General features: G+C 40.7%; 18 protein-coding genes and 4 pseudogenes. 3 read left to right on the forward strand and 19 right to left on the reverse strand.

Annotation, left to right across the window (positions count from 1 at the left end; translation table 11 throughout):
* Positions 1-6 precede the first annotated feature (6 nt).
* From FTV28_RS08125 to FTV28_RS08145, 5 genes are all read right to left on the reverse strand, one after another.
* Complete coding sequence (locus FTV28_RS08125) at positions 7-906, reverse strand: hydrolase or metal-binding protein (protein ID WP_179990053.1); 900 nt, start codon at positions 904-906, stop codon at positions 7-9.
* A 195-nt stretch (positions 907-1,101) separates the two neighbouring features.
* Positions 1,102-2,160: a YqaJ viral recombinase family protein gene (locus FTV28_RS08130; protein ID WP_179990055.1), complete on the reverse strand. Its 1,059-nt coding sequence runs from the start codon at positions 2,158-2,160 to the stop codon at positions 1,102-1,104.
* A 195-nt stretch (positions 2,161-2,355) separates the two neighbouring features.
* The gene (locus FTV28_RS08135; protein ID WP_179990057.1) at positions 2,356-3,387 is read right to left on the reverse strand and encodes a DUF932 domain-containing protein; all 1,032 of its coding nucleotides are present in this window, start codon (positions 3,385-3,387) and stop codon (positions 2,356-2,358) included.
* A gap of 20 nt (positions 3,388-3,407) precedes the next feature.
* Entirely contained in the window at positions 3,408-3,686 is a 279-nt protein-coding gene (locus FTV28_RS08140) for a hypothetical protein (protein WP_045796794.1), read from the reverse strand.
* 105 nt (positions 3,687-3,791) lie between these two features.
* Positions 3,792-4,700, reverse strand: coding sequence for an inovirus-type Gp2 protein (locus FTV28_RS08145; RefSeq protein ID WP_179990059.1), 909 nt, complete (start codon positions 4,698-4,700; stop codon positions 3,792-3,794).
* Positions 4,701-5,163: 463 nt separating this feature from the next.
* Here FTV28_RS08145 and FTV28_RS08150 point away from each other — a divergent pair, with 463 nt between their 5' ends.
* Entirely contained in the window at positions 5,164-6,060 is an 897-nt protein-coding gene (locus FTV28_RS08150; protein ID WP_179990061.1) for a hypothetical protein, read from the forward strand.
* A gap of 311 nt (positions 6,061-6,371) precedes the next feature.
* On the opposite strand, the pseudogene FTV28_RS13580 reads toward FTV28_RS08150, so the two are convergent.
* A pseudogene (locus FTV28_RS13580) lies at positions 6,372-6,494 on the reverse strand (integrase); the annotation flags it as partial.
* A 50-nt stretch (positions 6,495-6,544) separates the two neighbouring features.
* Positions 6,545-7,714, reverse strand: a complete 1,170-nt coding sequence (locus FTV28_RS08155; RefSeq protein WP_179990063.1) for a hypothetical protein — start codon at positions 7,712-7,714, stop codon at positions 6,545-6,547.
* Positions 7,715-7,863: 149 nt separating this feature from the next.
* On the opposite strand from FTV28_RS08155, the gene FTV28_RS08160 reads away from it, so the two are divergent.
* On the forward strand, positions 7,864-8,160 hold the full coding sequence (locus FTV28_RS08160) for a pyocin activator PrtN family protein (protein ID WP_029574588.1): 297 nt from the start codon (positions 7,864-7,866) through the stop codon (positions 8,158-8,160).
* Here FTV28_RS08160 and xerC read toward each other — a convergent pair.
* Positions 8,126-9,262, reverse strand: coding sequence for a tyrosine recombinase XerC (gene xerC / locus FTV28_RS08165; RefSeq protein WP_179990065.1), 1,137 nt, complete (start codon positions 9,260-9,262; stop codon positions 8,126-8,128). The two genes, FTV28_RS08160 and xerC, sit on opposite strands and share 35 nt — an antisense overlap.
* Positions 9,263-9,393: 131 nt before the next feature.
* Between xerC and dusA the strand changes: the two genes are divergently transcribed.
* A complete protein-coding gene (gene dusA / locus FTV28_RS08170; protein ID WP_179990067.1) occupies positions 9,394-10,425 on the forward strand; it encodes a tRNA dihydrouridine(20/20a) synthase DusA in 1,032 nt (343 codons plus the stop codon).
* Positions 10,426-10,488: 63 nt separating this feature from the next.
* Here the strand turns inward: dusA and FTV28_RS08175 are convergent, their stop codons facing one another.
* The 11 genes and pseudogenes from FTV28_RS08175 to FTV28_RS08225 all read right to left on the reverse strand — a co-directional run bounded on the left by FTV28_RS08175 (position 10,489) and on the right by FTV28_RS08225 (position 25,526).
* Positions 10,489-11,262 carry a ThiF family adenylyltransferase gene (locus tag FTV28_RS08175; RefSeq protein ID WP_179990069.1) on the reverse strand — a complete coding sequence of 258 codons (774 nt, stop codon included), beginning with the start codon at positions 11,260-11,262 and terminating at the stop codon, positions 10,489-10,491.
* Between the two features lie 68 nt (positions 11,263-11,330).
* The gene (locus tag FTV28_RS08180) at positions 11,331-12,155 is read right to left on the reverse strand and encodes a TatD family hydrolase (RefSeq protein ID WP_179990071.1); all 825 of its coding nucleotides are present in this window, start codon (positions 12,153-12,155) and stop codon (positions 11,331-11,333) included.
* Between the two features lies 1 nt (position 12,156).
* Positions 12,157-13,161 (reverse strand): RsiV family protein, encoded by a 1,005-nt coding sequence (locus tag FTV28_RS08185; RefSeq protein ID WP_179990073.1) that lies wholly within the window; start codon positions 13,159-13,161, stop codon positions 12,157-12,159.
* Positions 13,162-13,210: 49 nt separating this feature from the next.
* Positions 13,211-14,026, reverse strand: coding sequence for a hypothetical protein (locus FTV28_RS08190; RefSeq protein WP_004974888.1), 816 nt, complete (start codon positions 14,024-14,026; stop codon positions 13,211-13,213).
* 167 nt (positions 14,027-14,193) lie between these two features.
* The gene (locus FTV28_RS08195; protein ID WP_167846306.1) at positions 14,194-15,783 is read right to left on the reverse strand and encodes a peptide chain release factor 3; all 1,590 of its coding nucleotides are present in this window, start codon (positions 15,781-15,783) and stop codon (positions 14,194-14,196) included.
* Positions 15,784-15,941: 158 nt separating this feature from the next.
* Positions 15,942-16,946 carry a Fic family protein gene (locus tag FTV28_RS08200; protein ID WP_179990075.1) on the reverse strand — a complete coding sequence of 335 codons (1,005 nt, stop codon included), beginning with the start codon at positions 16,944-16,946 and terminating at the stop codon, positions 15,942-15,944.
* Positions 16,947-16,953: 7 nt separating this feature from the next.
* Positions 16,954-17,172: pseudogene (locus FTV28_RS08205) on the reverse strand (hypothetical protein); the annotation flags it as partial.
* Between the two features lie 54 nt (positions 17,173-17,226).
* Positions 17,227-18,159: an IS5 family transposase gene (locus tag FTV28_RS08210; protein ID WP_179990077.1), complete on the reverse strand. Its 933-nt coding sequence runs from the start codon at positions 18,157-18,159 to the stop codon at positions 17,227-17,229.
* A gap of 53 nt (positions 18,160-18,212) precedes the next feature.
* A pseudogene (locus FTV28_RS08215) lies at positions 18,213-18,399 on the reverse strand (transposase); the annotation flags it as partial.
* Between the two features lie 33 nt (positions 18,400-18,432).
* Positions 18,433-19,428: pseudogene (locus FTV28_RS13655) on the reverse strand (OmpA family protein); the annotation flags it as partial.
* Between the two features lie 2 nt (positions 19,429-19,430).
* Complete coding sequence (locus FTV28_RS08225; protein WP_179990081.1) at positions 19,431-25,526, reverse strand: SdrD B-like domain-containing protein; 6,096 nt, start codon at positions 25,524-25,526, stop codon at positions 19,431-19,433.
* Positions 25,527-25,627: the final 101 nt, after the last annotated feature.

Here is a 25,627-nt window from a genome sequence, read left to right on the forward strand (position 1 = left end):
AATCGATTAATTGACGGGTCTGACTGATCGCTGCAACCCTTGCTGAATATCCTGCACAAACCCTTCAGGCGAAGCTTGTTGCTCCACCGAACGGTTTTGTTCTTGTTCAGGGTAGTATTCCTCCAGCACATCTAACCCTTCCTCTATATCCGTTTCAAACCGTGCATTGGCAAAACCCTTCCTTGCGGTAAAGTCTAAAGCCTCCTGATAAAACCCCGCCTGCTTACTCTGCTCATCAATTTGCTTCGCCTGAATAATCGCCTCATTCAAGCTAATCCCTTCTCTTAAAGTCAGATCCACGTAATACACAGGCTGACGATAACTTTGTGTCGTACTCTTGCCCCGCAATATCAACTGCAAGGGTAGACATGACAACAAGCCATTTGATGCTGCATGGTAATAACTCAGCCGTGCAGCCAAAGTCCGAATACTATTAAAGCCTGTAGTTCTAAAGATGAAGGTGCCAAACTCATCCGATTCATCTAAGTTCACATGTAAACGTCCATAAGGTTTGCAGTTGCCACCTTGAGCCAATGGACATAAATCAGGGGATGGGCAGGGATGTTGCTCGACCCCTTGATTGGTTAAACGCTGGCAGGTTTCTCCATTACCGACACAGATAGGTCTTCCAGTCTGTCGGTCAAACAGGCTGTATTCTGCACGCAGGTTTAAATCAGGATCATTAAAGATCATTCTGACAGGGATTGAACGTAGCTTCTGATTCGGAGCATTCGCTCGCAGCTGATCATCCAGTGGATGTTTAACCCAGCCTTCTTTGCTTTGAATCTGGGAAGTAATGGTGAACTGGTCATCCTTTTCCGGTAGGCGTTTGCCATTCTTTTCAACCATCCGACCAATACTGATCCGTCCGAGTATTGGAGGAGTAATTGCTAAACCTTTAATCATGTTGATATTCCTTAATGTATTACCTTACAAATTTGGGTCTATGTATGTAGGTCGGAACAAGGACCAAATAAGTTACCCAAAGAATGTAGAGCCAGATAAAGTGCTACAGAGATCGCGACCGATTTGCTCTCTACCGAAGGGTAGAGAGCGGGGAGCGATTTTTGTGAATTTTTGATTTGGTGCTGTAGATAGGGCTTAGTCGGTATAGATGTTAAATCGACGACTGCCTTGCTTTTGAAGTGGATAAAGCTCAATGAGTTCAGGTTGGTGCTGAAGCAATGCTTTGGTATTGAGGCTGATAGAATCCTTGGCTTTCTTCCAAACTACCGAGCCATTTGCAAAGACCGCCCTTTCCTTGTCTTGCATCATCATCTGGATTTCATGTTTAAGCTGGTCAAAGCGTTCCTGCTGATGCTGAATCTCTTCTTTCATTTTGATGAGCTGGTCGAACATCAAATTGGCATTTTCATTTTGCGAGAGATCCTCTACGGTTAAAGGCACATGCGCTGGATAGAGTTGTTGAATCGCTTTAGCTGCGGATTCACTGGCATCCACGGATGGCGGCATATCCTTTTCTACACACTCCCAGAAATATCGTTCTGCTTTGACAATATGGTCAATCACTGATTCAGACCGTGTCACTTTGAAGATCTTGGTTTCATGCCCACAGATCAAGACACAAACATGTGCTGCCTGCTTTCCTGTCACCGCCAGTTGATGTTGTACCTGACAAAGCACATATAAAGGCACACCATCACGCCACAATTTTGCTCCATGCTCACCTGCTGTTTTGCATTCCAAAATTTGGACTTCATCACTGCCGACCACGCTGTAATCCAGATTGGCTAACATAAAGTGTTTATCGGGATCAGGGTGCTGTAATACAGCATTGACTCGACGAACTTTGTTATTGGTGTGCATGCTGTAATACTCAGCCACTAAAGGTTCGAGCTGTTTGCCCCAGTACAGTGGGGCAACACCTGTACTTTCATCTTCAATGGACTGAGCTTGTCGACCTGTTTTGATTAGCCACAGTTCTAGCATCGACATGTATGGGTTTAAGCCACATGCTGTTGCTGCATCACTGCTGCCAATGCCTTGCTTACGAACTTCGAGCCAATCCTGATATTCCATCCCTTTGGTGTTGACCAGTCGCTTGGCTGCTGTTGAGCGTTTGGTGGTGATGGTTGGATTGACTACAATCTTTGATCCTACCGTCGTAGGCTGATGGGAAATAGATACAATTTGATTCATGGAATTATCCTTATAAATTCTGATCTCTGTAAAAGAAATGCATAAAAAAGCCATACCCGACACAAGGTCGGGTATGGCGATATGCATGCTGATTCAGATTGTTGATTGTGAGTAGTAAGTAGAGAGAGTTACGTGTGTGCTGTACTCAGCGATTGTTGAGACTTGCGGGCTTAAGGTTGGATGGATTACATGAGCTTAGGCTATCAAAGATAAAGCCTGTTCCAGTCCACGTTGCTTAAGACCTGCACCTGCACCAAACCAAGCTGAATCAAGACGGTGATCTGTACTCATGGCACGTCGTTCATGATCCACAAATTCTGTGATCGAACACAGTAAGCCATAAGCAGTGTCTTTGGCGGATGACAATTCAGCACCGCGTCCTTGCCCATTAAACATCTCTAAAGCTTTATTCATGGCGCGACCATTGGGTTCAGGCTTTTTCTCCTGAACTTGCTGCGCGACATTACGATAGAACTGAATGATGTTTTCTTCAGGATCGGAAATTGACATGGTGCTATTATTAAACACGGCATCAAAGTAAGCTTTGGCTTCCTGTTGACTCACCTTACGCTGCGTGAGCTGTTTCATTTCATACATGTGCTCATCCCATGCACGCACTGAAATACCTAATTGCTGTTTCACTTTCTCTGCATCAAACTTGGTGCTATGTGGAACCTTCACTACACCAGCACTACTGCTCTGCCCACGTAGCGCAATGGCTAACGTGTTGTTACAGACCACTCGGATACTGGTGAACTGTGCTGTCGTTGCCAAGGTGCCATCACACGCAGTAGCTAGCAGGATATAACCATTACTGACATCCTTAGACTTTAACGCGGTACTTTGACCTGTACGCGCCAATGCCCAGAACTTCTTCCCGCCTTTCAAAACCCCTGCGGTTTCTAACTCAAAGCCAGATTGCTCAGTCAGATCCCGGTAGAACTCCAGAATCTCTTTAGGTTGAACTTCCTGATAACGCTGACTGACTACAGATAAAGGTGCATGGGTATCTGAACGATACAACACTCGCTGCTCTTCAAATGGCATGATAATGCTCTGACCACGTTCATTCTGTGCCATATAGCTGACGTTCGAGGATTCTATCCGCCAGTCCATCCCAGCTTGCTGTGCCCAAACTTCGAGTGGTTGGTTCGGACTTAGCTGATTACCGAGACCATGCCAAGGGGTTTCGCCAACGTAGGCGATTTGTTCGATTTGATGTGCCATCGTTTTTATCTCCTAGGTTGTTAGCGGAAGTTCTGCTGACATTGATTACAGTGATAGTAGGTCATAGTGATTGGCTTTTTCGGCTCATCAAACATGCTGCTAAATAGACCACCAATGACCGCACCTGCAAGCCCGCCAAGCAGTGGTGATACAGGCAAAGGTAAACCCTTTGAAATGGATGCACCGATGGTTGCGAACGAAGCTGATGCTGCTAGACCTGTAGAATCAGAACCACTCACCTGCTGATTAACAACCTGAATGATCTGATCCGAAAAACAATAAGGACAATTTAAACTCATAATATATACCTCTAGAAATGACAAAGGCTCACCGATTGGCAAGCCTTGTAAAGTATTTAAAACCTTGTTTTCATCTAGATAATATATATCTGAGATTATTTTCATTTAGCGCCTATCATACTGCGCTCTTAACTGACCTTTACCAAATACTCTTCGCCCTCTTGGCTTAACGCGTAAGTATTGAGGAGTACGTTTATGATGATCAGCAATATATTCCATTGCTCTAATAAAATTTGCCACTTGAGTTGAATCGCGACGATGAATCACACCGATCCCTAGCTCATCTTTACTTCGAAGTTCCGCTACACGTTTACGGTTCCAACAATTATAGCCTTGACCAAAATCTCTAGTAATATCCTTCCATAACTCAATAATTTCATTCCCCCAATATTCCGCGCTTCCAGCACGGTAGGCATTATCATAGATGATTGCTAAGTGACAGTGAAAACCTTTACTTTTACCGCCTTGTTCCACTCCCCATATATACCCGACTACATGTTTAAATATGCCATCTTTATTTTGAATACGATTAAGCAGTATATCCAAATCATTATAAATATCTTCAACTCTGATGCGACTAGAATGTTCTTGTAAATAACCCAAGTCCACCCGAGCAACTAATATTCGGCTATATTTACCAATTATTGACTCACAATATTCCTGCACTTCAATTTTATTTTCATCTTTCTGTTTTTCAATAGTTTCATAATCTTTCTTGAAAAGCTCAAATAAATCTAAAAACCATTTTCTTATCTCTCTGTACCTAATTATCTTTAACTCATCCATAAGTTCCAAATAACCAGAGTCTATTCTCTGTAAGTCATATCTCAGAATTACAAAGAATTTAAGATAACCTGTGTATTCATCATCGGGATCATAAATATCATTAAAGCCTAATAACAGATTAGTAAGCTGCGAATAGAATCCATACCATTTTGTACGTTCTCTTTTTAAACGCTTTAAAAATTTCTCAATCTCAAGTGTAAGTTTTTCCTGATTAATTAAAACTCTCATGTTTAAACCTATGTGTGTGACAGTTACATAAGAGATAGGGAATTCAGTATATATATACGTTTACTTTACAATAAAGTGTTACATAATAAACGATTAGATTAATAACCAAAGCTTTAGGGAGTCCAAATTCCTCCTGTAGTACAGTACCTATTCTCCACATGAAAAACTTTTCCTCCCTGCTCTACGCTTAAATTCATGCAGGCTCTAGTCTCAAAAAAGCTAGAATTAAGGAATAAAATTAATTTTAGACTATATCGTTTTAGTACCTAATTTCAGTTATAAAAAAATTAAATTAAAAACTTATATTGCCTAAACATTTTTTATTTATAACACCCTTATTCCCTAGTAGAAAGCTTTTAAAAATATAGTGTAAAACAAGGGGAAATAGAGCGAAAAACTTAGTAGAAGGTATTGTTTTTATTGCCTAAAGTATGACGTAAGCTTTTTAGAAACAGGATACAAAATGCGCAATTCTGAACTAGACAATCTTAAATCATTCCTGACACAACTTCGAGATGAAGATCTTATCTGGGTACTGTATGTCTATCATCGCCCAAATATTGATAACAATCGCAGAATACGGGAGAGCAACGATGCTATAGAAAAAGACATCGCAAAACTGAACAGCCTAGATAAACTCAGGAACATAAGTAAATTTATAATTGATGAAATGAATAATAGTAGTGATGATGATATCTATTATTTTTTACGTGATTTAAAGGATTTTCAATCTAGAATCACAATACATTCTTTTGACTTTAATAAAATTAAAGATAATCAAAGATTCTTACAATTTGCATGCAAAGTCTTGAATGAAAAAGAAGGAGATCGCTTAATTTTAGATATAAAAAATCTATACTTCCAGCTCCTTTATCTGGCTTATACAATCCCTTTTTATTATGAAAATTCTAGATCAATTGAAAATATATATTATCGATTTGACAAAATATACACAAAATTCAACAGTCATTTTAAATCACCATGCTCTGATTTTTTTGTATGGGCTAAAAAGTATATTAATGAAAACTCAGAATTTAGGAGATACAGAAGAGATGCATCACATGTATCTGAATATGAGACTTTAATTAACTCAATATTTGATATTATCTATTATGAAGATGAAAATATTCACTATGCTTTAAGAAAAAAATTATCTAACGCGTGGTATCAAAAAAAGCACCGTGAGGAGAAAAAGGTGAAAAAACCTCACTATTACGCATTAACTAAAAGAGCTAGAGAAGCGTTGCTTACATTAGCTTTCAAGAATGGTCTGACCGAAGAGCAAATGATCGAAAGACTCATCAATGAAACCTATGCCAAAGAATGCTGTTCAGTCGATGGAGAAAACCTATATTTGTAAAAATAATCTTTCCACCAGTCACACCCAATCTAGTCCATTATATAACTAAGATTGGGTTTGTGCGTGCAGACCTAATGAAAATAGGTATCTTAATAAAATTTTATTGATTTAAGCTCATATTCACTTTGCTTAAAGCACTTTTAAACGGCTTTGTTGCACAAAGATTTCATAACTATATGATTTAAAAAGTTTTGATTATTTTTTGATCCAAAGTTAAATTTATTTAAATCAGATACTTACATATTTATACAACAAAGCCTCGGTAGTGTAAAAATGACCCCCTAACGGCATTTAAAAACTGACCCCCTTGGTTAATATTGCGCTCGGTTATATGCCGAGCGAATTCTGTTCTGTGACACATGAGCAAGCTGCCGTTCAATGGGATCGGGATTAAACAAATTTAATTCGTTTACAACTGTACTGAATAGCGCTCTCAAATAGTGTTTGTTTATTCAACCTGTATAAATAAGCATGCTCTAATATTTTAAAGTTTAGCCTTAGCTGCTTGTAACTGCTTCTTAAAGAATGCATTAGAATTTGGATTATAGTAAAAATCATGAATGAACACTCTTTCATTCATTCCATACATTTTTTCTTCAACCAAGCACTCTACAGTTATACGTATAAGCGTGTAAATGTCATAGACACGATCGTAGCAGTCAAATATAGTTTTTTCAGACACAGAGAAACCAAAGTCAGCTAATTTTTTTCTTGCGAGCTTGGCACATGAGATATCCGAGTCCACAATATATTGAGGGGACTCTTTGAACAATGGTTTATCGAGATTATTACCTTTCTTAAGTATCAAATGCCATGCACCGATTAAGGCAATCCAATTAGCCGAACTATCTGAGAAAATGGGATTATGTCCTAATCGCTCTTCAATATTTATTAGAAACTTCTTCAGATCATTCTTAGTCTTTAGCTTATAAAATCCATCATATTCAATCCCCTTTAATGACTTGGCCTTCCCCCTAGCCTTAATGGCAGCTGCTACTTTTTCATAATCTTCCAAATCATTTAAGTTAACAATCTGATCTTCGGAATAATACTCTGCAATTAAGTTATTTTTAAAAATGTCAAACTCTAGAAATAACATCGCCCTATAGAAAAGTTTATTTAAAAAACTCTCATTGATGACTTTATTCTTTTTTTGATATTTAGCTAATGTTAAAAAATTAAAATCTAGAAATTTACTAAGTACCCCTATAGTTATATTATCGTACTCAAAATATAGAACTTGACTTACAATTTTAAAAGCAGCAGCACTAGTAATTGACTGGATTGGAATTTGGATTAATACTTCATCTAAATCTTGCTTATAATATTCTATTTGAAAACCCAATAACTCTATTTGTTGAATTAGGTAGGCACGATATTTTTCTTGCATTTTAAAATAGATATCATCTTTAATTAATTCACCCTTTCCAAAAGTTAACTCAAAATCTACTCCTATTAATAACAAATGTTTGTAATGCTCCCCTATCAACATGCCCTCAGACCTACGATAAGCCAATGAATCAATAGTAGCTAATAACTTACTATATATACTTAACTTCTCTGTTGAGAAGCTCTGCATGGCTGCAACATCATGAAAATATAAATAATCTAATAGTCTGACTGTGCTGTTTTGAAAATCGTTAAGTTTTGGCATAAATGTGTATTCTTAAAAAAGTTCCCCTTATTTCAGAATTATTACCCATTTCATCTTATTTACAATTATTTCAGTTGATTTAGTTACCTAGACCTTAGTTCTATGTACTAAGAATTCGAAAAATTAACATTCTTTTAAAAGGTTCCCAAATGAGTACAGTAAAAATGAATTTATCAGACTATTTATTCATGCAATTTAAAACCATGACTCCCACTCTTGAACAAGTGGCAGCCATGTATTACCCCCATCTAAGTAAAGCAAAAATATTAGAAAAAGCGAGAAAAAAGGAATTTCCATTTATTTGCTACAAGATAGATGAAAGTCAAAAATCACCATACTTAGTTGATATTTTTGACTTAGCTTTTGTTTTAGACAAACGTTACAACGAACAAGCTAAAGAGTATGAAATTTTTACGAAGTCAGCTCTAACGAATTCTCAAAATTAAGGGTCTGTTTTCTTCGTTTAACCGATACATACCTTTCCAAACTCCCCCATGAATCGTGCAAACTAATTTGCTGTATCTGGGGGATAGTGAAACCTTGCTCAGCTAAACGGGTACACCCTTCATGTCTCAAATCATGGAATTTTAAATCATCTATTCCAAGCAACTTACAAGCTTTTCTAAATTCACCACCTATTGTTTTTGGACTCAGAGGTATCAGATATTCATCACCATAGCCTCTTTTCAACATTCTAGCTCTAACTTTCGTCTCTAATAAAAGCTCAATAATTTTTTTACAGTCAGGTAACACATTAAATTCTTTATGATTACCTTTAGAGCCCGTTGGGTTTTTCAAATCACGTATTTTCCATGAGTTGTTATGCTTGTCAAAATCTATTAATTTCATTCGAGTGATTTCCGCTTCACGTCTACATGAGTAGATCGCAAACCAGATAATTAAATGCATTGGATAGCTATAGTTCGGATTACACCATTTTTGTACAAAATATTTTGTAAGTGCCATCAGCTCATCATTGGTCGGGAGCCTATCTCTTTTCTGACTTGAAGAAATTTGGCGTGTTTTTCGTAATTGCGCTGTCGCTTTGTCAAAGGCATTTAGATCAATATCTATATCCCACATCACCGCTGCATGAGATAGCACCCCTCTAATATGTAACAACTCATGCTGGAGTGTACTAGATGCAACAGGAACGAGTCCTAGATCTTCAATGCCTTTTTTGCGTAGAGCTACATGTTCCGCAATATGAGTCGATTTAATTTTTGTGATAACATGCCGCGCGATTGGAAACTTCTGAATAAGTTTGAGTGAATATGTTTTAGTTCGTCCATACTCAGCTCCAACTTCCGCCAAATATTTCGAAATAGCGTTAGAAAGAGTTAGATCTATTACATCTTCTTGACCAAACAAAATTTCAGGATTTTCTTCTATTTCAGCTTCCCTTTTTGCTAACCAAATAGCTGCAACTTTCTTCGATCCAAATGTTTTACTTTCTTTATATATTGGTAAATCTTTTCGATTGATTCGAATTTCAGCACGATAGCGTATTGATCCATTGACTAACTTACGCTGCGTGATTGTACCCATTTTTACGCCTTATGATATTTTTACTTATTATGGCGTATTTATGGCGTAAATCAAATTTTAAAAAGAGCAAAAAAAGATGAAATAGATGCAAATAAATTCAACACAACACTGATTCAATAGGTTGATTTTCAATGAGTATTTTATCAAAACCAAGCAACACACAGAATCCTCGAATCAGTGTAGCCCCGATGATGGATTGGACTACCCGCGATTACCGTTTTTTTGCACGTTTATTTAACCCCAATATCATTCTGTATACTGAAATGGTAACCACTGGCGCAATTTTATTTGGTGATACCAAGCGCCATTTAGATTACAGCAAAGAAGAACATCCTATTGTCTTGCAGTTGGGCGGTTCAAATCCGAAAGACCTTGCGACCTGCAGTAAAATGGCACAAGACTGGGGTTATGATGAAATCAACCTGAATGTTGGCTGCCCAAGTGATCGAGTACAAAACAATAAAATTGGTGCGTGTTTAATGGCAGAACCAGACTTGGTTGCAGAGTGTATTGCCGCCATGCGTCAATCGGTTGATATTCCTGTGACCGTAAAACATCGCATCGGGATTGATGACATGCACTCTTATGCAGAGATGCTGCATTTTGTGGATACTGTGGCTCAAACAGGTTGCAATAACTTTATCGTGCATGCCCGAATTGCCTTATTACAAGGTTTATCGCCTAAAGAAAACCGCGAAGTTCCGCCTCTGCGTTATGAGGATGTGTATCGCCTAAAACAAGACCGCCCCGAATTGTTAATTGAAATTAATGGTGGAATTAAAACGTTTGCCGAAACCCAACAACACCTCAAGCATGTCGATGGGGTGATGATTGGTCGTGAAGCCTATCACAACCCTTATTTACTGGCAGAGCTTGGGCAATTATGGGGGCTAGAATTACCTGACCGTTTTGAAATTATGCAGCGCATGTTGCCGTATATTGAACAACGTCTACAACAAGGTGCACCACTTTCTGTCATTACCCGCCATATTTTAGGTTTATTCCAAAACCTGCCAGGTGCACGTAAATGGCGTCAGGCACTAAGTGGCGGCAATGCCAAAACATTTGCAGATGTAGAGCAAGCATTGGTCAATATTCAAGCAGCAATGCAGCGTACGGAAGACTATTTAAAAGAGCAGCAGCTACAACGACCTACTGAATAAAGTCATTGGCGATGTGCAAAATCAAAGAACTTTTTTATAAGCCATGCCTCGCATGGCTTTGATTTATGTATTTTTAGCCTGTAAGGCATCTAACTTTTTCAACACTTCTGCCACAGCTACCATCGCAAAACTGGACGTGACCACCACCGCCGAACCATAGCCGCCACAGCGCAAGCCTGCGCTTGGGCATACATCGGCACTAGAAAATGGATTGTCGATGGAATACACACAGGTAATCCCAAACTTTTCTTTTGGCTTTTTACAAATACCTTTGCTGCGTAATTGGGCGCGCAATTTGGCCAACATTGGGTCTTGTTCGGTTTTAGATAAATCTGCCACTCGAATTTTCAACGGATCAAGTTTGCCACCTGCACCACCCGAAACAATCAGTGGAATCTTGTTAAAACGACAATGCAGCATCAACGCTAGTTTAGCTTTTACGTCATCAATGCAATCTAAAATCAAATCAGGTACAGTCGCCAATAACGCTTTGACGTTATCTGGACTGAGGTAATCATCGACCAAATTAATTTTGATACGTGGATTAATGGCGCGACAACGCTCTGCCATGACATTAATTTTTTCATGCCCCAAGGTTGAGCTCATGGCAGGCAATTGACGGTTAATGTTAGATGCTGCGACCACATCCATATCCACCAATGTCAGCTCGCCGATACCCGTACGTGCCAACGCCTCAACCGCCCAAGAGCCGACACCGCCAATTCCTATCACCATGACATGACTTTGGGCATAATGCTGAAAAGCACTGTCGCCATAAATTTTGGCCACACCTGCAAAACGGCGTTCATATTCATCATCTTGAAGAAGATCTGTCATGCTGCAATCAAATTTAATTTCAAAGTGTGGGCATTTTACTGCGTTTCGCAGACTTCGTGTTGTTTCATCTAAAGTTTAGGCAGGTCTAATACTTGAACACTATTCTGCCAAAGCTGTGCGGCTAAAGTCTGCGGCGCAATTTCTAAACAATCTGCTAAACCTTCAAGCACATAAATCAGGTTCGCAGGGGTATTTCGGGTTCGTGATTGAGTATTTGCCTGACAACATAAAGGCGTCATATCGGGGCAGTCGGTTTCCAAAACCAAATGTTCAGCACCAATTTCCTGCACAACACGGCGCAGTTTTTTTGCATTGGGATTGGTAATCTGACCTGTCACGCCAATTTTAAAACCCAATTTGATCAGTGCTTTGGCTTCTTCTACCCCACCGCTAAAAGCATGTGCAATGCCACCAAACTGAAATTGTTGTTGTTTGAGTATTTTTAAGGTTTCGGCATGGGCCTTACGAATATGTAGCAGTACAGGTTTTTGTCGATGGCGTGCGATTTCCAATTGCGCGGCAAAAAAATCTTGCTGCTTTTGAAACGCTTCAGGCTGTTTATGTTCAGCTAAAAAAGTATCTAAGCCAATTTCGCCCACAGCGACACAATGCTGTTGTTGCAAAAACTGTTCTAAATCTTGTAGATGCTGGCTTTGATGCTGTTCAATATAAAAAGGATGCAAGCCTGGTGCAAGATGAGTTTGTGGCACCTGCTCAAGTTGATTTAAAAACTGTTGTGTGGCGATTAAATCTTGAAAACGTGATTGTACAAAGCCAATCAACACCAAATGTTCTACGCCCGCCGCCTTTGCCGCATACGCCAATTGATCCCGATCTGAGTCAAAATCAGGTACATCAAAATGGGTATGCGTATCAAACAGCGCAATGCTCATATTAAGATTTCGCTTTAGTTGATGTTGTGTTTGCTGCACTGGCTTCGGCAGGTTGTGGTGATGCTTCAGAGGCTGCTTCTGTTTCAGGCAAATATGCAGCTTTTAAAATTCCCTGTAGTTCTGCATAAGGAATGGTTAAACGCGGTAAACCAACGACATAAGGACCGATTTCATATTCCGCATATTGCAAAATTAATCCTTGTTGACCCAAATAGTAATTTTCCGATAGCTTAAATTTCCACGCTTGCTCATATTCTTCCACATTGGTGGAAAGTTCAGATGCAATGACCCATTGTTTAAACGCTTCGTAAGCTTTACGTTCCAATTGTGGACGCTGCTTATCTAATAAAATGTCATTTAACAACACTAATTTTTTCTTTTCTAAATCAAAATTATAGTATTGCTGTGCCGATGCACCATGTGCTCCGCCCAAATAACTGCTGCTATTCAATACCACGGTTGCCAAAGGCTGATCTGCATTTAAAATTTTAGGCTTAATCATCAAACTGATTTTATGATTTGAACTTAAAGCTTTCAGTTCCTGATCAAGCGCCAAAAAGGTTTGCACATAAGGCAAGGTTTGTTTTTCTAATTTTTGCGCCAAAGTTTCCACTTGAGCAATGGCTGCTGCAGTGGGGTTGCTGGCAGGTGCATCTGCAGCAGTGGCTGCATTCTCAATTGCAGCAGCTTCAGAAACCGCCTGCTGTGGCGCAATTTCTAAAATTTGTGCCAATTCTTGAATAATTTTCTGATCAATAAATTGGTCGATAAAGGCCTGATTGCTATTCAAACGCTCAATTGAGATTTCAGGGCAGTTTTTCCCTTCACATTTAGGCAACGACAAATTCAGTTTTTCAGTATCCCCGACCAGTTTTAAGCTTTGTTGTTCCGCCTGCGTCTGCTCTGGCTCGACTGTTTCTGGTTCGGTTTTCTTTGGCTGACATGCAGTAATCCCTAGCGTTGTAATTAAAATACTGATCGCCAAAATACTTTTATTTTTCAACATGGATCCAACCTTGATTTCATCTATTTTTGCTTGTCACCGTACTCACCTACTAAAACATAGATGGATAGATGTCTGCTTTTAAAACTTGTTGTGTTTGTGCTTTGCTTAGGTAAATATCTAACTGCGTGCCATCTTTGACAATTTCATGGGTGCGATAATGCAATCCTAAGCCCTGATCATCAAAAAACCAATCTGCCTGCCCCCAGTATAATTTGGCAGGTGCTGCTTTTTGCACGTCACTGCTTTGTGTTTTGAGCCAATCCTGATAGGCCTGCTGTACAAAAGTATTCATACGGGTTTGTTGTTTGGCATCAATCACATCTAAAACAGACAAGGCTTTTTGCTGCTTCCGATCTGCCACAAAGAAATAATAGCGTTCTTTGACCTGCGTGCCTTCCTGTTTGCTATCTACCCCGACTTGCAACAAAACATATTGATTGCGTTGATATGCCATACGGGTGTACATCGCCAATTCATAAGCTTTATTTTGATCTAATTGTGCCTGCCAAGCATCGGATTTTTTCACATAGGCATCTACGGCTTGCTGCAAATTCATGTTTTGTTTTAAGCCAATTTGGTCTTGAATCACCATGGCCTGATTTTTTGCAATCCAACTGTTGAGCCATGTATCTTGGGTATTTAAAGTTTGTACTTCTAATTCAATGCAGTTTTTATTTTCACAAAATGGCAAGGCAATTTCTGCCGCCTGTTGCTTGATATTCAAATACGGTAAAACATCCGCTTGATCTTTCTGAAAAATAGACGTTTGCTCATCTGAGTTTTGATCTTGTTTAGATGAGTCACAGGCGCTAAGCAAAACCATCCCGCTCAAAATTGCACCCAGATAAACCGATTTTTGCTGCATGATTTCCCCAATTCATTTATCAAAAATAATCTTTAATCTTTTACCGCCCCCATAATAAAACAGCTTCCTAAAGAAGCTGTTTTAATTTTGAAACTTTTAGGCATGCCGAACATTCATCTGCGCTACGCTGATTGCATCTGCCAGATTAAGCATCATCAACCTGAGGCTTAGTGCTCGCGTGTATTTCTAAACTCAATGTCAGGGTAACGCTCTTGCATTAACTGTAAATTCACACGGCTTGGCGCGAGATAAGTTAAGTGACCACCACCATCGACAGACAACTGATCGTGGGCTTTTTTCTTAAATTCGTTAAACTTTTTCTCATCGGCACAAGACACCCAGCGTACCGTGTTGATGCTGACAGGCTCGTAAATACAATCGACTTTGTATTCTTCTTTCAGGCGATAGGCGACGACTTCAAACTGTAGCACACCAACAGCACCTACGATTAAATCATTGCTGTTTTGTGGCATAAAGACTTGCGTTGCACCTTCTTCTGAAAGCTCTTTAAGGCCTTTTTGCAGCTGTTTGGACTTCAATGGGTCTTTCAAGCGTACACGACGGAACATTTCAGGTGCGAAGTGCGGAATCCCTGTAAATTGCAACTTTTCACCCGAAGTGAAGGTATCGCCAATTTGAATCGTCCCGTGGTTATGTAGACCAATAATGTCGCCCGGCCACGCTTCTTCGAGGTGCTGACGATCACCTGCCAAGAAGGTTAAGGCATCGCTGATACGTACATCTTTATCAATACGCACATGCTTCATTTTCAAGCCTTTCTCATACTTGCCTGAACAGATTCGCATGAAAGCAATACGGTCACGGTGCTTCGGATCCATATTGGCCTGAATTTTAAAAACAAAACCACTAAAGCCTTCTTCATTGGCTTCTACAATACGGTCTTGCGTTGGATGTGCTTTTGGCGGCGGCGCATATTCACTGAATGCATTCAATACATGATCTACACCGAAGTTACCCAAAGCAGTACCAAATAGCACTGGTGTTTGACGACCCGCTAAAAACTCTTCACGGTCTAAAGGCTCATTCGCCATTTGTACCAACTCAAGTGATTCTTCAAATGCCGCCCATGCCAATTCACCTACTTTTTCACGTAGGTCTGCATGGTTATAGCCATCACGTACTTCAATTTCAGGAATGGTTGAACCAAAACCTGATTTGTACACATAAAACTTTTCTTCGATGAGGTTAAACACCCCTGCGAAATCACGCCCTGTACCCATTGGCCAAGTGATTGGCACACACTTAATTTTGAGGACATTTTCAATTTCATCCAACAACTCTAATGGTTCACGAATTTCGCGGTCCATTTTGTTGACGAATGAAATGATGGGTGTGTCACGCATACGACACACATCCATTAATTTAATGGTACGGTCTTCGACACCTTTCGCACCATCAATCACCATCAGTGCAGAGTCCACCGCAGTTAGAGTGCGGTAAGTATCTTCAGAGAAATCTTCGTGCCCTGGGGTATCGAGCAGGTTAATCATTTTGTCTTTATACGGGAATTGCATCACCGAAGTTGTAATGGAAATACCACGTTCTTTTTCCATTTCCATCCAGTCAGATGTTGCGCCACGATCTGACTTACGGCTTTTTACCATCCCTGCAACTTGAATGGCTTGTCCCCATAACAGCAGTTTTTCTGTCATGGTGGTTTTACCAGCATCGGGGTGGGAAATAATAGCAAAGGTTCTACGAGCCTTTACCTCTCTAGCTAATTGATCTTTAAACATGAGAAAAATCTACAATATGTACACAGTTATGTACACATTTCTAAATATGTACTAAAACTGAAAAAGTGGGAATTCAAAATTGGCGTAATTGTAGCAGATTTGAATAGGATTTTACTGATTGCGGATATGTCTTGATTTATCCACAATTGAAAGTATTGTTATCTTTTTAATCTATATCTTTGCTTCGGACTTTTCGGCTTATCAGGAATGGTGCGTTTAATCAGACCAGCTTCTATTGCAGGATTTAAGTAATTCCTTTGGAATGTTGCTCGATGAGTTAATCCAACCAATTGCATCAATTCAGCTAAAGTATAATCTTCTTGCTTCATTGCAGAAAGTAAACGCTGAACTTGGTCGCTCACTTGTACGTTAACTTGAGCGGTAACATGATCGCTATCTTGAGCGGTATCAGTTGAACTAAGAATGGCATCTAAAATCATGTGTAAGATGAATTCTATAAACGGGGCTGAATCAGTACGATCTGTACTTGCTTGCAACGCTTCGTAATAAGCTTTTTGATTTTGGTAAATCAAGCTTTCAACAGGAATATTGGCAAAGATTGGATTCCATCTACTTAAAATCAATGTCTGCCACAACCTCCCCATTCGACCATTACCATCTGCGAATGGATGAATAAACTCAAACTCATAATGGAATACTGAACTTTGAATCAGTGGATGTATATCGCTGTCATTCAACCAATTAAGTAAATCAGCCATCAAACGGTTAATCTGATTCGCAGGTGGAGCCATATGCACTACTCGATCACCTGACATTACACCGACACCACCATGACGATACTGACCGACTTCATCAATTAAGCCTGTCATTAAAATTTGGTGCGCTTGTAATAGGTCTTTTCCTTGGCTTGGTTGCCACTGCTGAAATGCTTCATAGGCTTTAATGGCATTACGTACTTCCTGAACTTCTTTCGGAGGTGCAATCACAGTCTTACCATTTAGAATCGCCGTGATTTGTTCTGTACTTAACGTATTCCCTTCTATTGCAAGAGAACCTTGAATAGTACGGATACGATTGGCTTTTCTGAGTTTTAAGCTGTCCTGAATTTCCTCTAAAACAGTCAAACGCCCTATATTTTCACTGATCTGAGCAATCAGATGAATGATTTTTGAGGTGATGGTATAAGGCGGTTGGTATTTCATAATAGACCTACTTTGGTAAATTTATTTTTGAATGAAGTTCACAGCTTTCACCCCAAGCAATTAAGCGTCCTTCAAACTCAGGAACTAAAAATTCAATAAATTGATTTAAATCATGTTTATAAATTTTAAACTCTTCTGGCTGTTGAACATATTTTTTATAACGCTCTTTCCATTTACCCGAACTATCTCTCTCGTTTAATAAATCGGGTTTGCCTGTTACTTTTAAAGGGCTTTGTTGCACAAAGATTTGAAATGCAAAGCGCCCCTAATTGAGCTAAATTTAAGGCGTAACTCGGGTAAGTGGTCGACCTAATTCCGTAAATCTGTTAAGGACTGCTACACGTGCATGGATTTCATTCACTTGGCTATCAAAACTCCTTGCACTGAGTTTATCTCCTAATAATTTGATGCAATGCATCTTAGTTTCAACCAAACTGCGGCGATGATAGCCTGACCATTTTTTCCATATTGTCCTGCCTAAACATTTAATTGTTCGAAGTAAGTCATTTCGCTCTAGCGAGCTACTCTTTGTATCTTTCCATGGTTTCGCATTTTTTCTAGGTGGAATCACTGCATGCCCTTGCCGATCTGCAATGACCTGACGGCATTGCTTGGTGTCATAAGCTCCATCGGTATAAACAGAGTCAATCTGCTCATCTTGTGGAATCTGATTAAGTAAATCAGTAAGCACCTGTGAATCACTGACATTATTGGTTGTAAGCTGAACTGCTCGTATTTGTAGGGTTTTAGCATCTATACCAATATGAAGTTTACGCCATTGGCGACGATATTCAGGTCCATGTTTCTTGCGTTTCCATTCGCCCTCACCTAGAAACTTCATGCCTGTAGAGTCCATGAGTAGATGCAGCCCATCGCTACTTTTTTGGTAGCTGATTACAATATCAATATGCTTTTGTCTTCTACAAAGCGTGGTGTAATCTGGAGCTATCCAATTTAATCCGCAAAGTTTAATCAGACTTTGCACAAAGCCAGTAACCATACGTAAAGACAGACGAAATAAGGATTTAATCATTAAGCAGCATTGGATGGCTGCGTCGGAGTAGGTTTGATTTCGCCCTTGTTTGCCTTTTGATGGCGCATACCATTGCGTAGCAGGATCAAACCAAATGGCAATATTTCCGCGACTCATGAGTGCTCGGTTATATGCGGGCCAATTGGTTGTGCGGTAGATTTTGTGTGTAGGCTTCTTCATTTGAAAATTATATCGCTGAAAAAGCCTTTACAGATAGGTTTGTGCAACAAAGCCCATTCTATTACTTGTTCTTTAACTGCATCCGTCACTTTGGAAATAAGCGTTGGGGAGACGTCCGCATCGTACATTTCCTTGAATGTGGCAACAATATCTCGTGTCGTCATGCCTTTAGCGTATAGGGATAGGATTTGGCTATCCATTTGTGTGATACGGGTTTTCATTTTTAATCAGCTGGGTCTTACCTTTTGCCTCTGTCGCAATACGATTTAGGGCAACACCTTGCTGAGTTAGATATTGAGATACTGCCTGCGCACGACGCAAGGACAATTTTAAATTATATTGTTCATTTGCCTGCTGATTGGTAAATCCATACAGTGTCAAGGTGTAAGCTGGATGTGCTGTTAGGAAGTTCACGATCTGATTGAGCACATTGATGGAATCTTGCGATAAAACTGCCTGATCCAAAGCAAAATGTACAACATTCGGCACAGGTTGATCAGCAACCTGGCTATTTTCAGAGATGACTGTTTTTTGTTGTGGCGACCAAATCGGCCATGTTCCGACCACACCATGACATCCCTGCTCACTGCCATTCAGTTCCTGTAAAGATGGATAACTAATTTTCGGAAGCTGTTGAGGAACATCTGCACTGCAACTAAACGCCCGACTATTTGCCTGATCAATTAAGCGCTGTGCTGATAAAAACAGCTCCCGTGAATGTCGCCAGCCCAACTCACAATGTTCAGCGGCTGCCCAGGCCAGCATCACCTCTGCCTGTGCAATCTGAGACTGGGCACAGGAAAAACCTGCATGCTGTTTCAATAATTCAGTATTTGCCCATAAATCCCGACGCATTACACTTGAGGTAGACAGAATCGGTGTGGTTAAACTTAACTGCTTAGCCTGACCTTGCTCTAATGCCACTATAATCATTTCCGCCTGGGCAAGGGCCTCCTTTCGCGCAACCGTTGCACTTTTTTCACTTCCCTCATGGGCTGCATAAGTCAACCATGCGGCTGCTTTGACAGCATGATAACGTTCAATTCCCTGTTCATTCAAAAAAGGAACGAGACGTGTTTGCAAGGCAGCAACCTGTTGATCTTTTGGATTATAAATACCTGACTGGGCTGTAGTATCTGGAGAATCTTGCGCCATAACAGGTGCAGCCAAATGATCAGGATTTTTTGCCCAAACCATCACGCTCCAGCAAACCACAACAGTTGCAGCACCACGATAAAATTGACGCAAGGCAGGTGTGACATATTTCATCTTTATGGTTCTCTTGAAGCGTTCACGGTAGAATTGTTGCGAGAAAACAGGTTCTCATCAAACTTGAATCTAAAGCGTACATATGCGCCCTGAAGAGTTGTGTCACTATCCACCAGATCATCATCTTTATAGCCAGAGAAGTTATAACCACCTGATAACCAGAGGTTTGCAGCCAGCAAATAGCCCACTTCCCCCCCAACCAAAACACGGCGGCCCGAACTCATGTTCGACCATAACACGCCTGTATGAATACCCGCATCCCAACGTTCATTGATGTCATACATTGCCCGACCACTGAGCATATGTGTCATACCACTTGACTCCAAACCAGAGAACGTTGTGTCCACATTTTTAACTGCATATTGGCCTGAAAGGGTAATATCGCGACTTGGATGATAATTCAAGTGATTTGAAAAAATATAGACATGCTTTAAGTATGGATTATTTAAATCTGACTTGTTACTGTCATAGCGGTATTCCACCTTGGTCAGCGCATCAAAACGATTGTGCTCAGTGTCACGGTAGGCAGCCCCCACCTGGAAACGATCAACCAGGCGATCACCACTGTTTTCATTCTTACTATCAGTCAGGCTAACTACATTTTTCGCCAATAAAGTCACGTCATCCGAATATTTGTAGGCAATCCCCAGATTATTCAGGATGGTGTCAGACTGGTCAGCCCAACGTGCTTCAATTCTCGCAACAGCTTTCCAGTTTGGATTGGCCAGATATTCCACACCTAAAGATGCAGCAGTGTTATCGGAATTTTGGTTATCGGTATCTGCTTTTGACAATGACTTTACCTGTTCAAAACTGGTGGTTGCATAGAAGCCTTTTTCCAGTTCCCAACGGTTACGTAAACCGATTGCAGCTTCAGCTTCGCGCGCACTGATGCCATCGCGAACACGATATTCACTAAATGCCGTACCGTTATTGTTATATTTACTGTCCAGACCAAACACTGTGACATTACGACGCTGATTGTTATTTAGGTCATACAGTCCCTGAATACTGGACACCAACTCATGGCGACCATAGGCACGTAGTTTTGAATTAATCTGGTAATTCGCACCCAAGGCAAAATTACGACGCTCAGCTTCGGAAACATCCTGCTCATATTCAGCAAAAACATTTGAACCCTGCCAAGGAAGCTGTGTGGTGATTTTTGTACGTGCGGTTAAACCATGATACGGCGCTGTTTGTGAAGCCCCCAACAATGCTGGATTCTTAGACTCATCGTAATACTTGAGACCCAGCTCAACCGCGACAATACGGCTGATCGCACGTTCGATACTGGCAGAAACACCCTGATTGACACCACTTTGCAAATCTTCAGTACGGATGGCCTCCAGTTTTGCCAAACCGATCTTACCCAGTTGCGTACGCCCTTTTATACCACTTTCCTTACGTCCAGCGGTGATTGGTGCCGCAGTGTTATAGAACCCTGTATCTGCCTGATTATGGTAGGTTTTCAGCTCCATATTCTTATAGGCATAGTTCAGTTCAACGCGAGCCGCATTCCCCGACAATTTACCTGTTGCATCTGGTGTGGTGTTAATCTGTGTTAAAGAGTTTAAACCGTCATTGATATTTTCAGAACGGGCAAACTCAGCAATGAATTTACCTTTATCATTGGCAAATTTAACGACAGTATTCACACTTGCTAACTGATCTTGAGTTAGTGGATTATTACTCTTCACATAAGAACCACCTACTTTGGCTTTATCTGTGACTTTTACAGAACCAGACACACCACCAACCGTGTATTCATCCCCACCCTGCTCAGATTCCACTGTAATACGCAGATAGACTGGATTCAGGTCAGCATCGACACTTGGTACAGGATCTTTTAAGTAAATGCTGTTGCTAAAGGTATCCACTTCATAATCGGTAAAACGTGCCAAAGTGCTACGCGAAATGATCAGGCCTGGATTATCGCGGTCACGGGTCACCACCTCAACTTTTTCACTATTGGCAAGCACATCATCGGTATTGACATTGCCCATGCTATACGGACCTGAAATCCCCATAGCACGTTGTTCATTGGTCACCTGTTGCGTATTGGTCTGCGCAGCAAAGGCCGTGACTTTATAGCGGTCTGTTTCGACAGCCCCACGAACACCTGTTAATGAACGGCTATATTGACCTAAAGCCAGGCCCTCATCATTTTCAGTACGTGTTACGTAGTCACCATACATGGCATAAGAACGGCCTTTATCCACACGCACGTAGAGCTTACTGGTTGTTTGTGCATCAAAACCTTTCGCTGCCGAGTCACCATAAACTGGATAATATTCATCTGGACGAATATCACGGAACAAGCGCTGGTTTTTATCCTTGTCAGAATCATAGGCAAGGGTCAGTAAATATTCACCCTTGACTTTCCCTTTCAGGAACATGGCTGCACGCCCTGTCACATTGCTTTTGCCATTGTCCGATGATGAAATCTCTTGCAGTTCTTCCTCAAATCCATCTTGCGAACGGATATTGCTTAACTGTTTCGGGTCAAATTTCTTAAAGTTAATTGATCCTTCTACCAAACCAACGGCGATGATCGGACGTAGATCAGGTAAGAAACGTACTGGGGTACTGCTATGAAAAATACCACTTTCAACCGACAGCGTTCCTTCCCCAGCCTCGATTGGCGCCTTTATTGGCACAACAAGTGTACCGCCCTCAACAAACACCTGAATACCAGGTTGTTTCGGGTCCAGGTCAGTCAACTCAATTTTACCAATCGAGCTGTCGAGCGTAACTGGAGTTCTGGTAGAAACCAATGTGCCATTACGGTCAACAATTTTCATGGTCACGTTAAAATAATCACGGCCGTTGGCTTGCGGCTGTACTTTGGCTGACTCAAGTAACAGCTTATCCATTTGGTCAGGGACAATCACATTGACCTGTTTGCTATCCCGAACATTACCCATCATGTCGACTTGACGAACTTCAATACTGTTTTTACCCACAGCGAGATCGACACCGATAAAATCCAGACCTGCAACCTGTAAGTCAGGCAATATTGCACGTTTACCAATGCGTTTCTCAGAAACCTGTGTGCCATTTACCCACAGTTGTAGTTGTGTGCCAGCAGCACCCTTAACCTGAACCGCTGTTTGGGCATAACCAAGAAGCTGCCCATCTTTTAAGTTGATAATTTCTAGCTGATTATTGGCAGCATTTTCCAGCACTGTTTCCAGACTAAGCATTTTCGCAGCTTGAGTGGATTCGGCTGGCACACTCTCAGTTGCTGCCAATGTTTCAGTCAGTGGCAAGGCAACTGAAGAAGCAACGCCAGATTTTTCTGGTTCAAAAGTAACCTCTTTCAGTTCCTTAGCCTGTTCCTTGGAAAAATCAAGGTTACAATTGGCCCTGATTCCCTGTGCCGAGATACAACCACTTGCTGGCTGACCTTTAACATCGGTAATCTTGGAAAAAACTGGATCAATGGTAAGGTCTGAACGTAACACCTGTTCTAAATTGGTGTTGTCCTGTTCAATGCGTTTTTTACGTTCTGCGATTTGTTGCAATAAGGCTTGCGAACATTGTCCTGTACCATTGGCAATTGCAAAATCGGCACGATGTAGTTCACCACGTTTTAAATCCACAAAACGGCTATTTGGATCACCTGCCTGACGATTGCCAATTAACACCAACTCAGAATCAACTGGCAAACTGGTACGGTCAACCTTTAGAACGTGGGTTTTGGCACTGATCCCATAAAAATCATATTTACCTTCACTGTCAGTCACCACATAGCTACCATCTTCAAGGTAAATACGCACACCTGGCACACCGACTTCACCTGCATCCTGTACCCCATTACGGTTACAGTCAGTAAAAATCTTACCAACAATAAAGCCATCAGAGATCATTGCGCCAGGAGTTACTTCTACTTTTGCAGATGCTTCGTTTGATTCGATTCCCTGACCATCTTTTGCCCGAACACGGTTAATGCCATCACCATTCAAGGCATTTGGACCAATATAGACGCGATACTGAACCTTAACTTCCTTACTTGGAGTCAGTGTACCTAAACCAAGTTTCAAATAAGGACCTTTTCCACCTAATGGGTCAGCAACCTTGGTGCCATCGATACGCATAGAACCCTGAACATAGATAAAGCCTCTAGGCAAGGTATCAGTAATCGAAACATCTTTGGAATCCACCGTGCCACGATTGGCAACCGTCACGGTATATTCTTCAAACTCACCGATTTCCGAGTTTTTATTGGTCGCAACCTTTTGTACAAATAACGGCGAGGTTGGTACAGTCAAATCAGGATCAATTGGAATATCAATATTGAGTGCTGGATCACCATTATTTAAGGTGAATTTGCCAGCATAAGACCATTCCAGATCAACAGCCTTATCCGCAGGGAAACTTGGATAAACAGATTTATCACTGACAAAACTATAACGTGTATTTCCAGGAATTGTGGTTGTATCCACAACAAAACTGTAGGTTCCTGCTTTAACAAGGGGATAAATAAATTCACCCTCGCTATTGGTGACCTGCTTGGCTGGAATTGTAACCAGCTCTCCAGTCTGCTCATCAAGTTTGTATGCAATATTGTCCGCAATTGGCTGGCCATTCTGGTCTAATAAAGTGACCGTTGCTCCCGCCACAGGTAAACCTGTCTTGGCATCAAACACTGTGCCATATGGGTCAATAAGCACCTGAGTCCTAATATCGGTAAATGTCTGGGTTGAATTACCCTGTGCATCCAGACAGTCCGTCAGGCTAACCTGTACCTGATCACGTTTGATGGTCTGCAATAACGCATCATAAGAAACCCCAACTTCCGCAAATGCGGTTGGTAGCGTGTAATGGAATACGCCTGTATTCGGGCCAGTTTCTACCCCAATGACTTCTTCAAGATCACCTGTTTTGGCTGATTTAAGCTTAATTTTCACCTTGTCGGCAGTATAACGGTCCGCATTACAGCTGGCATTTTGCGCTTCAAGATAAAGTGGTTTATTCACGCTGCCTGTGGTCAAGACATTTTGGAAATCACCAGATTTATTATTAATCACTGCAAGACCACCTACCACGGTTAAAGCAGGATTAGACAATACCTCTTTTTGGCTATTTGTGGTTGCATACGAAACTTTATAGGTATTTTTAACCGTTGTTTTGGCAATGTTACGATTCATTGTAACCGTAAGGTCAACCTGTTCCGTTGTATTGGCTTCAATTTGTGGAAAGCCAACCACCAATTGATCAACCTTGCTTAAATCACTTGGTAAAACAGTTGTATAGTTATTGCCCGTTTGTTTGTATAAAACTTTGGCCTGTGTATTTTTTAACTGGGCAGACTTGAATATCGTGTTGGCAGGTAGATCATCGACTAGAAGCACCATTTTTTGTGCCTGACCATCGATCATCACATCCACTGGTCTTGCCGCTTTTTTCCCTTGATTGGTGATGGCCAAGGTATAGTTAAGATCATAGCTAGCATTCGCTGATGGCTCAAAAGTTTTCTGGACAACCTCTTTGGTTGCAACCAGTTGTGGGCCATAGCTAATGGCACTATCTGTAGCCGTTGCGATTACACTACTATCTTCAACGAGTGTGGCTTTTATTGGTAAATTTAACTGCTGACTTTCAGTCAATGTCGCACTTGCTGTTGCAACAACCCATAAATGTACACTCTGACCTATTGCTAAGGCAACAGTAGTTGTCAGTTGCTGGTCATCAGTATCGAATTGACCGTTTTTATTGGTATCTACATAAATTTTAACGTTGCTTAGTTCATTTATTGTTAATGCTTCTAGCTGTACATTGACAGGAGCATTACTATTATTGACCAGAGTATTGGCCCAGATCACACGGGTACTTGGTTCAATTTCCTGAATCGGTGCAGTAGTTAAAGCAATTGCATAAAGAGCAGAAACATTGATTGCGACGGTATTTGAAACAGATTGTTGGGATTTACCATCGGGTGCAACATAAGTTGCATAGGCGATATTCTGGATAGAGCTACCCACTTCAGGCATATTCGCTGCATAACCATACTGCGCTGACAATATAGATACTGTCAACGTTGATAACATGAATGTCATGTTATGGAATGCGTTAGATTGCTTCTGTTGTAGCACAGCGCCGTACCCTTAACTAAAATAGTCTAAAAAAATCTTAAAAATTTATTTGAGATGAACACCTGCCTAGGCAAATGTTCACATCTTTAATTATTGATTTA

Origin of the sequence: Acinetobacter sp. YH12252, assembly GCF_013417365.1 — a bacterium.
In the GTDB taxonomy this organism is placed as follows: domain Bacteria; phylum Pseudomonadota; class Gammaproteobacteria; order Pseudomonadales; family Moraxellaceae; genus Acinetobacter; species Acinetobacter towneri.

Excerpts from the sequence above, each read along its gene's own strand:
- FTV28_RS08125 (WP_179990053.1), bottom strand. The coding sequence starts at position 906 with ATGATTAAAGGTTTAGCAATTACTCCTCCAATACTCGGACGGATCAGT.
- FTV28_RS08130 (WP_179990055.1), bottom strand. The coding sequence starts at position 2,160 with ATGAATCAAATTGTATCTATTTCCCATCAGCCTACGACGGTAGGATCA.
- FTV28_RS08135 (WP_179990057.1), bottom strand. The coding sequence starts at position 3,387 with ATGGCACATCAAATCGAACAAATCGCCTACGTTGGCGAAACCCCTTGG.
- FTV28_RS08140 (WP_045796794.1), bottom strand. The coding sequence starts at position 3,686 with ATGAGTTTAAATTGTCCTTATTGTTTTTCGGATCAGATCATTCAGGTT.
- FTV28_RS08145 (WP_179990059.1), bottom strand. The coding sequence starts at position 4,700 with ATGAGAGTTTTAATTAATCAGGAAAAACTTACACTTGAGATTGAGAAA.
- FTV28_RS08150 (WP_179990061.1), top strand. The coding sequence starts at position 5,164 with ATGCGCAATTCTGAACTAGACAATCTTAAATCATTCCTGACACAACTT.
- FTV28_RS08155 (WP_179990063.1), bottom strand. The coding sequence starts at position 7,714 with ATGCCAAAACTTAACGATTTTCAAAACAGCACAGTCAGACTATTAGAT.
- FTV28_RS08160 (WP_029574588.1), top strand. The coding sequence starts at position 7,864 with ATGAGTACAGTAAAAATGAATTTATCAGACTATTTATTCATGCAATTT.
- xerC (WP_179990065.1), bottom strand. The coding sequence starts at position 9,262 with ATGGGTACAATCACGCAGCGTAAGTTAGTCAATGGATCAATACGCTAT.
- dusA (WP_179990067.1), top strand. The coding sequence starts at position 9,394 with ATGAGTATTTTATCAAAACCAAGCAACACACAGAATCCTCGAATCAGT.
- FTV28_RS08175 (WP_179990069.1), bottom strand. The coding sequence starts at position 11,262 with ATGACAGATCTTCTTCAAGATGATGAATATGAACGCCGTTTTGCAGGT.
- FTV28_RS08180 (WP_179990071.1), bottom strand. The coding sequence starts at position 12,155 with ATGAGCATTGCGCTGTTTGATACGCATACCCATTTTGATGTACCTGAT.
- FTV28_RS08185 (WP_179990073.1), bottom strand. The coding sequence starts at position 13,161 with ATGTTGAAAAATAAAAGTATTTTGGCGATCAGTATTTTAATTACAACG.
- FTV28_RS08190 (WP_004974888.1), bottom strand. The coding sequence starts at position 14,026 with ATGCAGCAAAAATCGGTTTATCTGGGTGCAATTTTGAGCGGGATGGTT.
- FTV28_RS08195 (WP_167846306.1), bottom strand. The coding sequence starts at position 15,783 with ATGTTTAAAGATCAATTAGCTAGAGAGGTAAAGGCTCGTAGAACCTTT.
- FTV28_RS08200 (WP_179990075.1), bottom strand. The coding sequence starts at position 16,946 with ATGAAATACCAACCGCCTTATACCATCACCTCAAAAATCATTCATCTG.
- FTV28_RS08210 (WP_179990077.1), bottom strand. The coding sequence starts at position 18,159 with ATGAAGAAGCCTACACACAAAATCTACCGCACAACCAATTGGCCCGCA.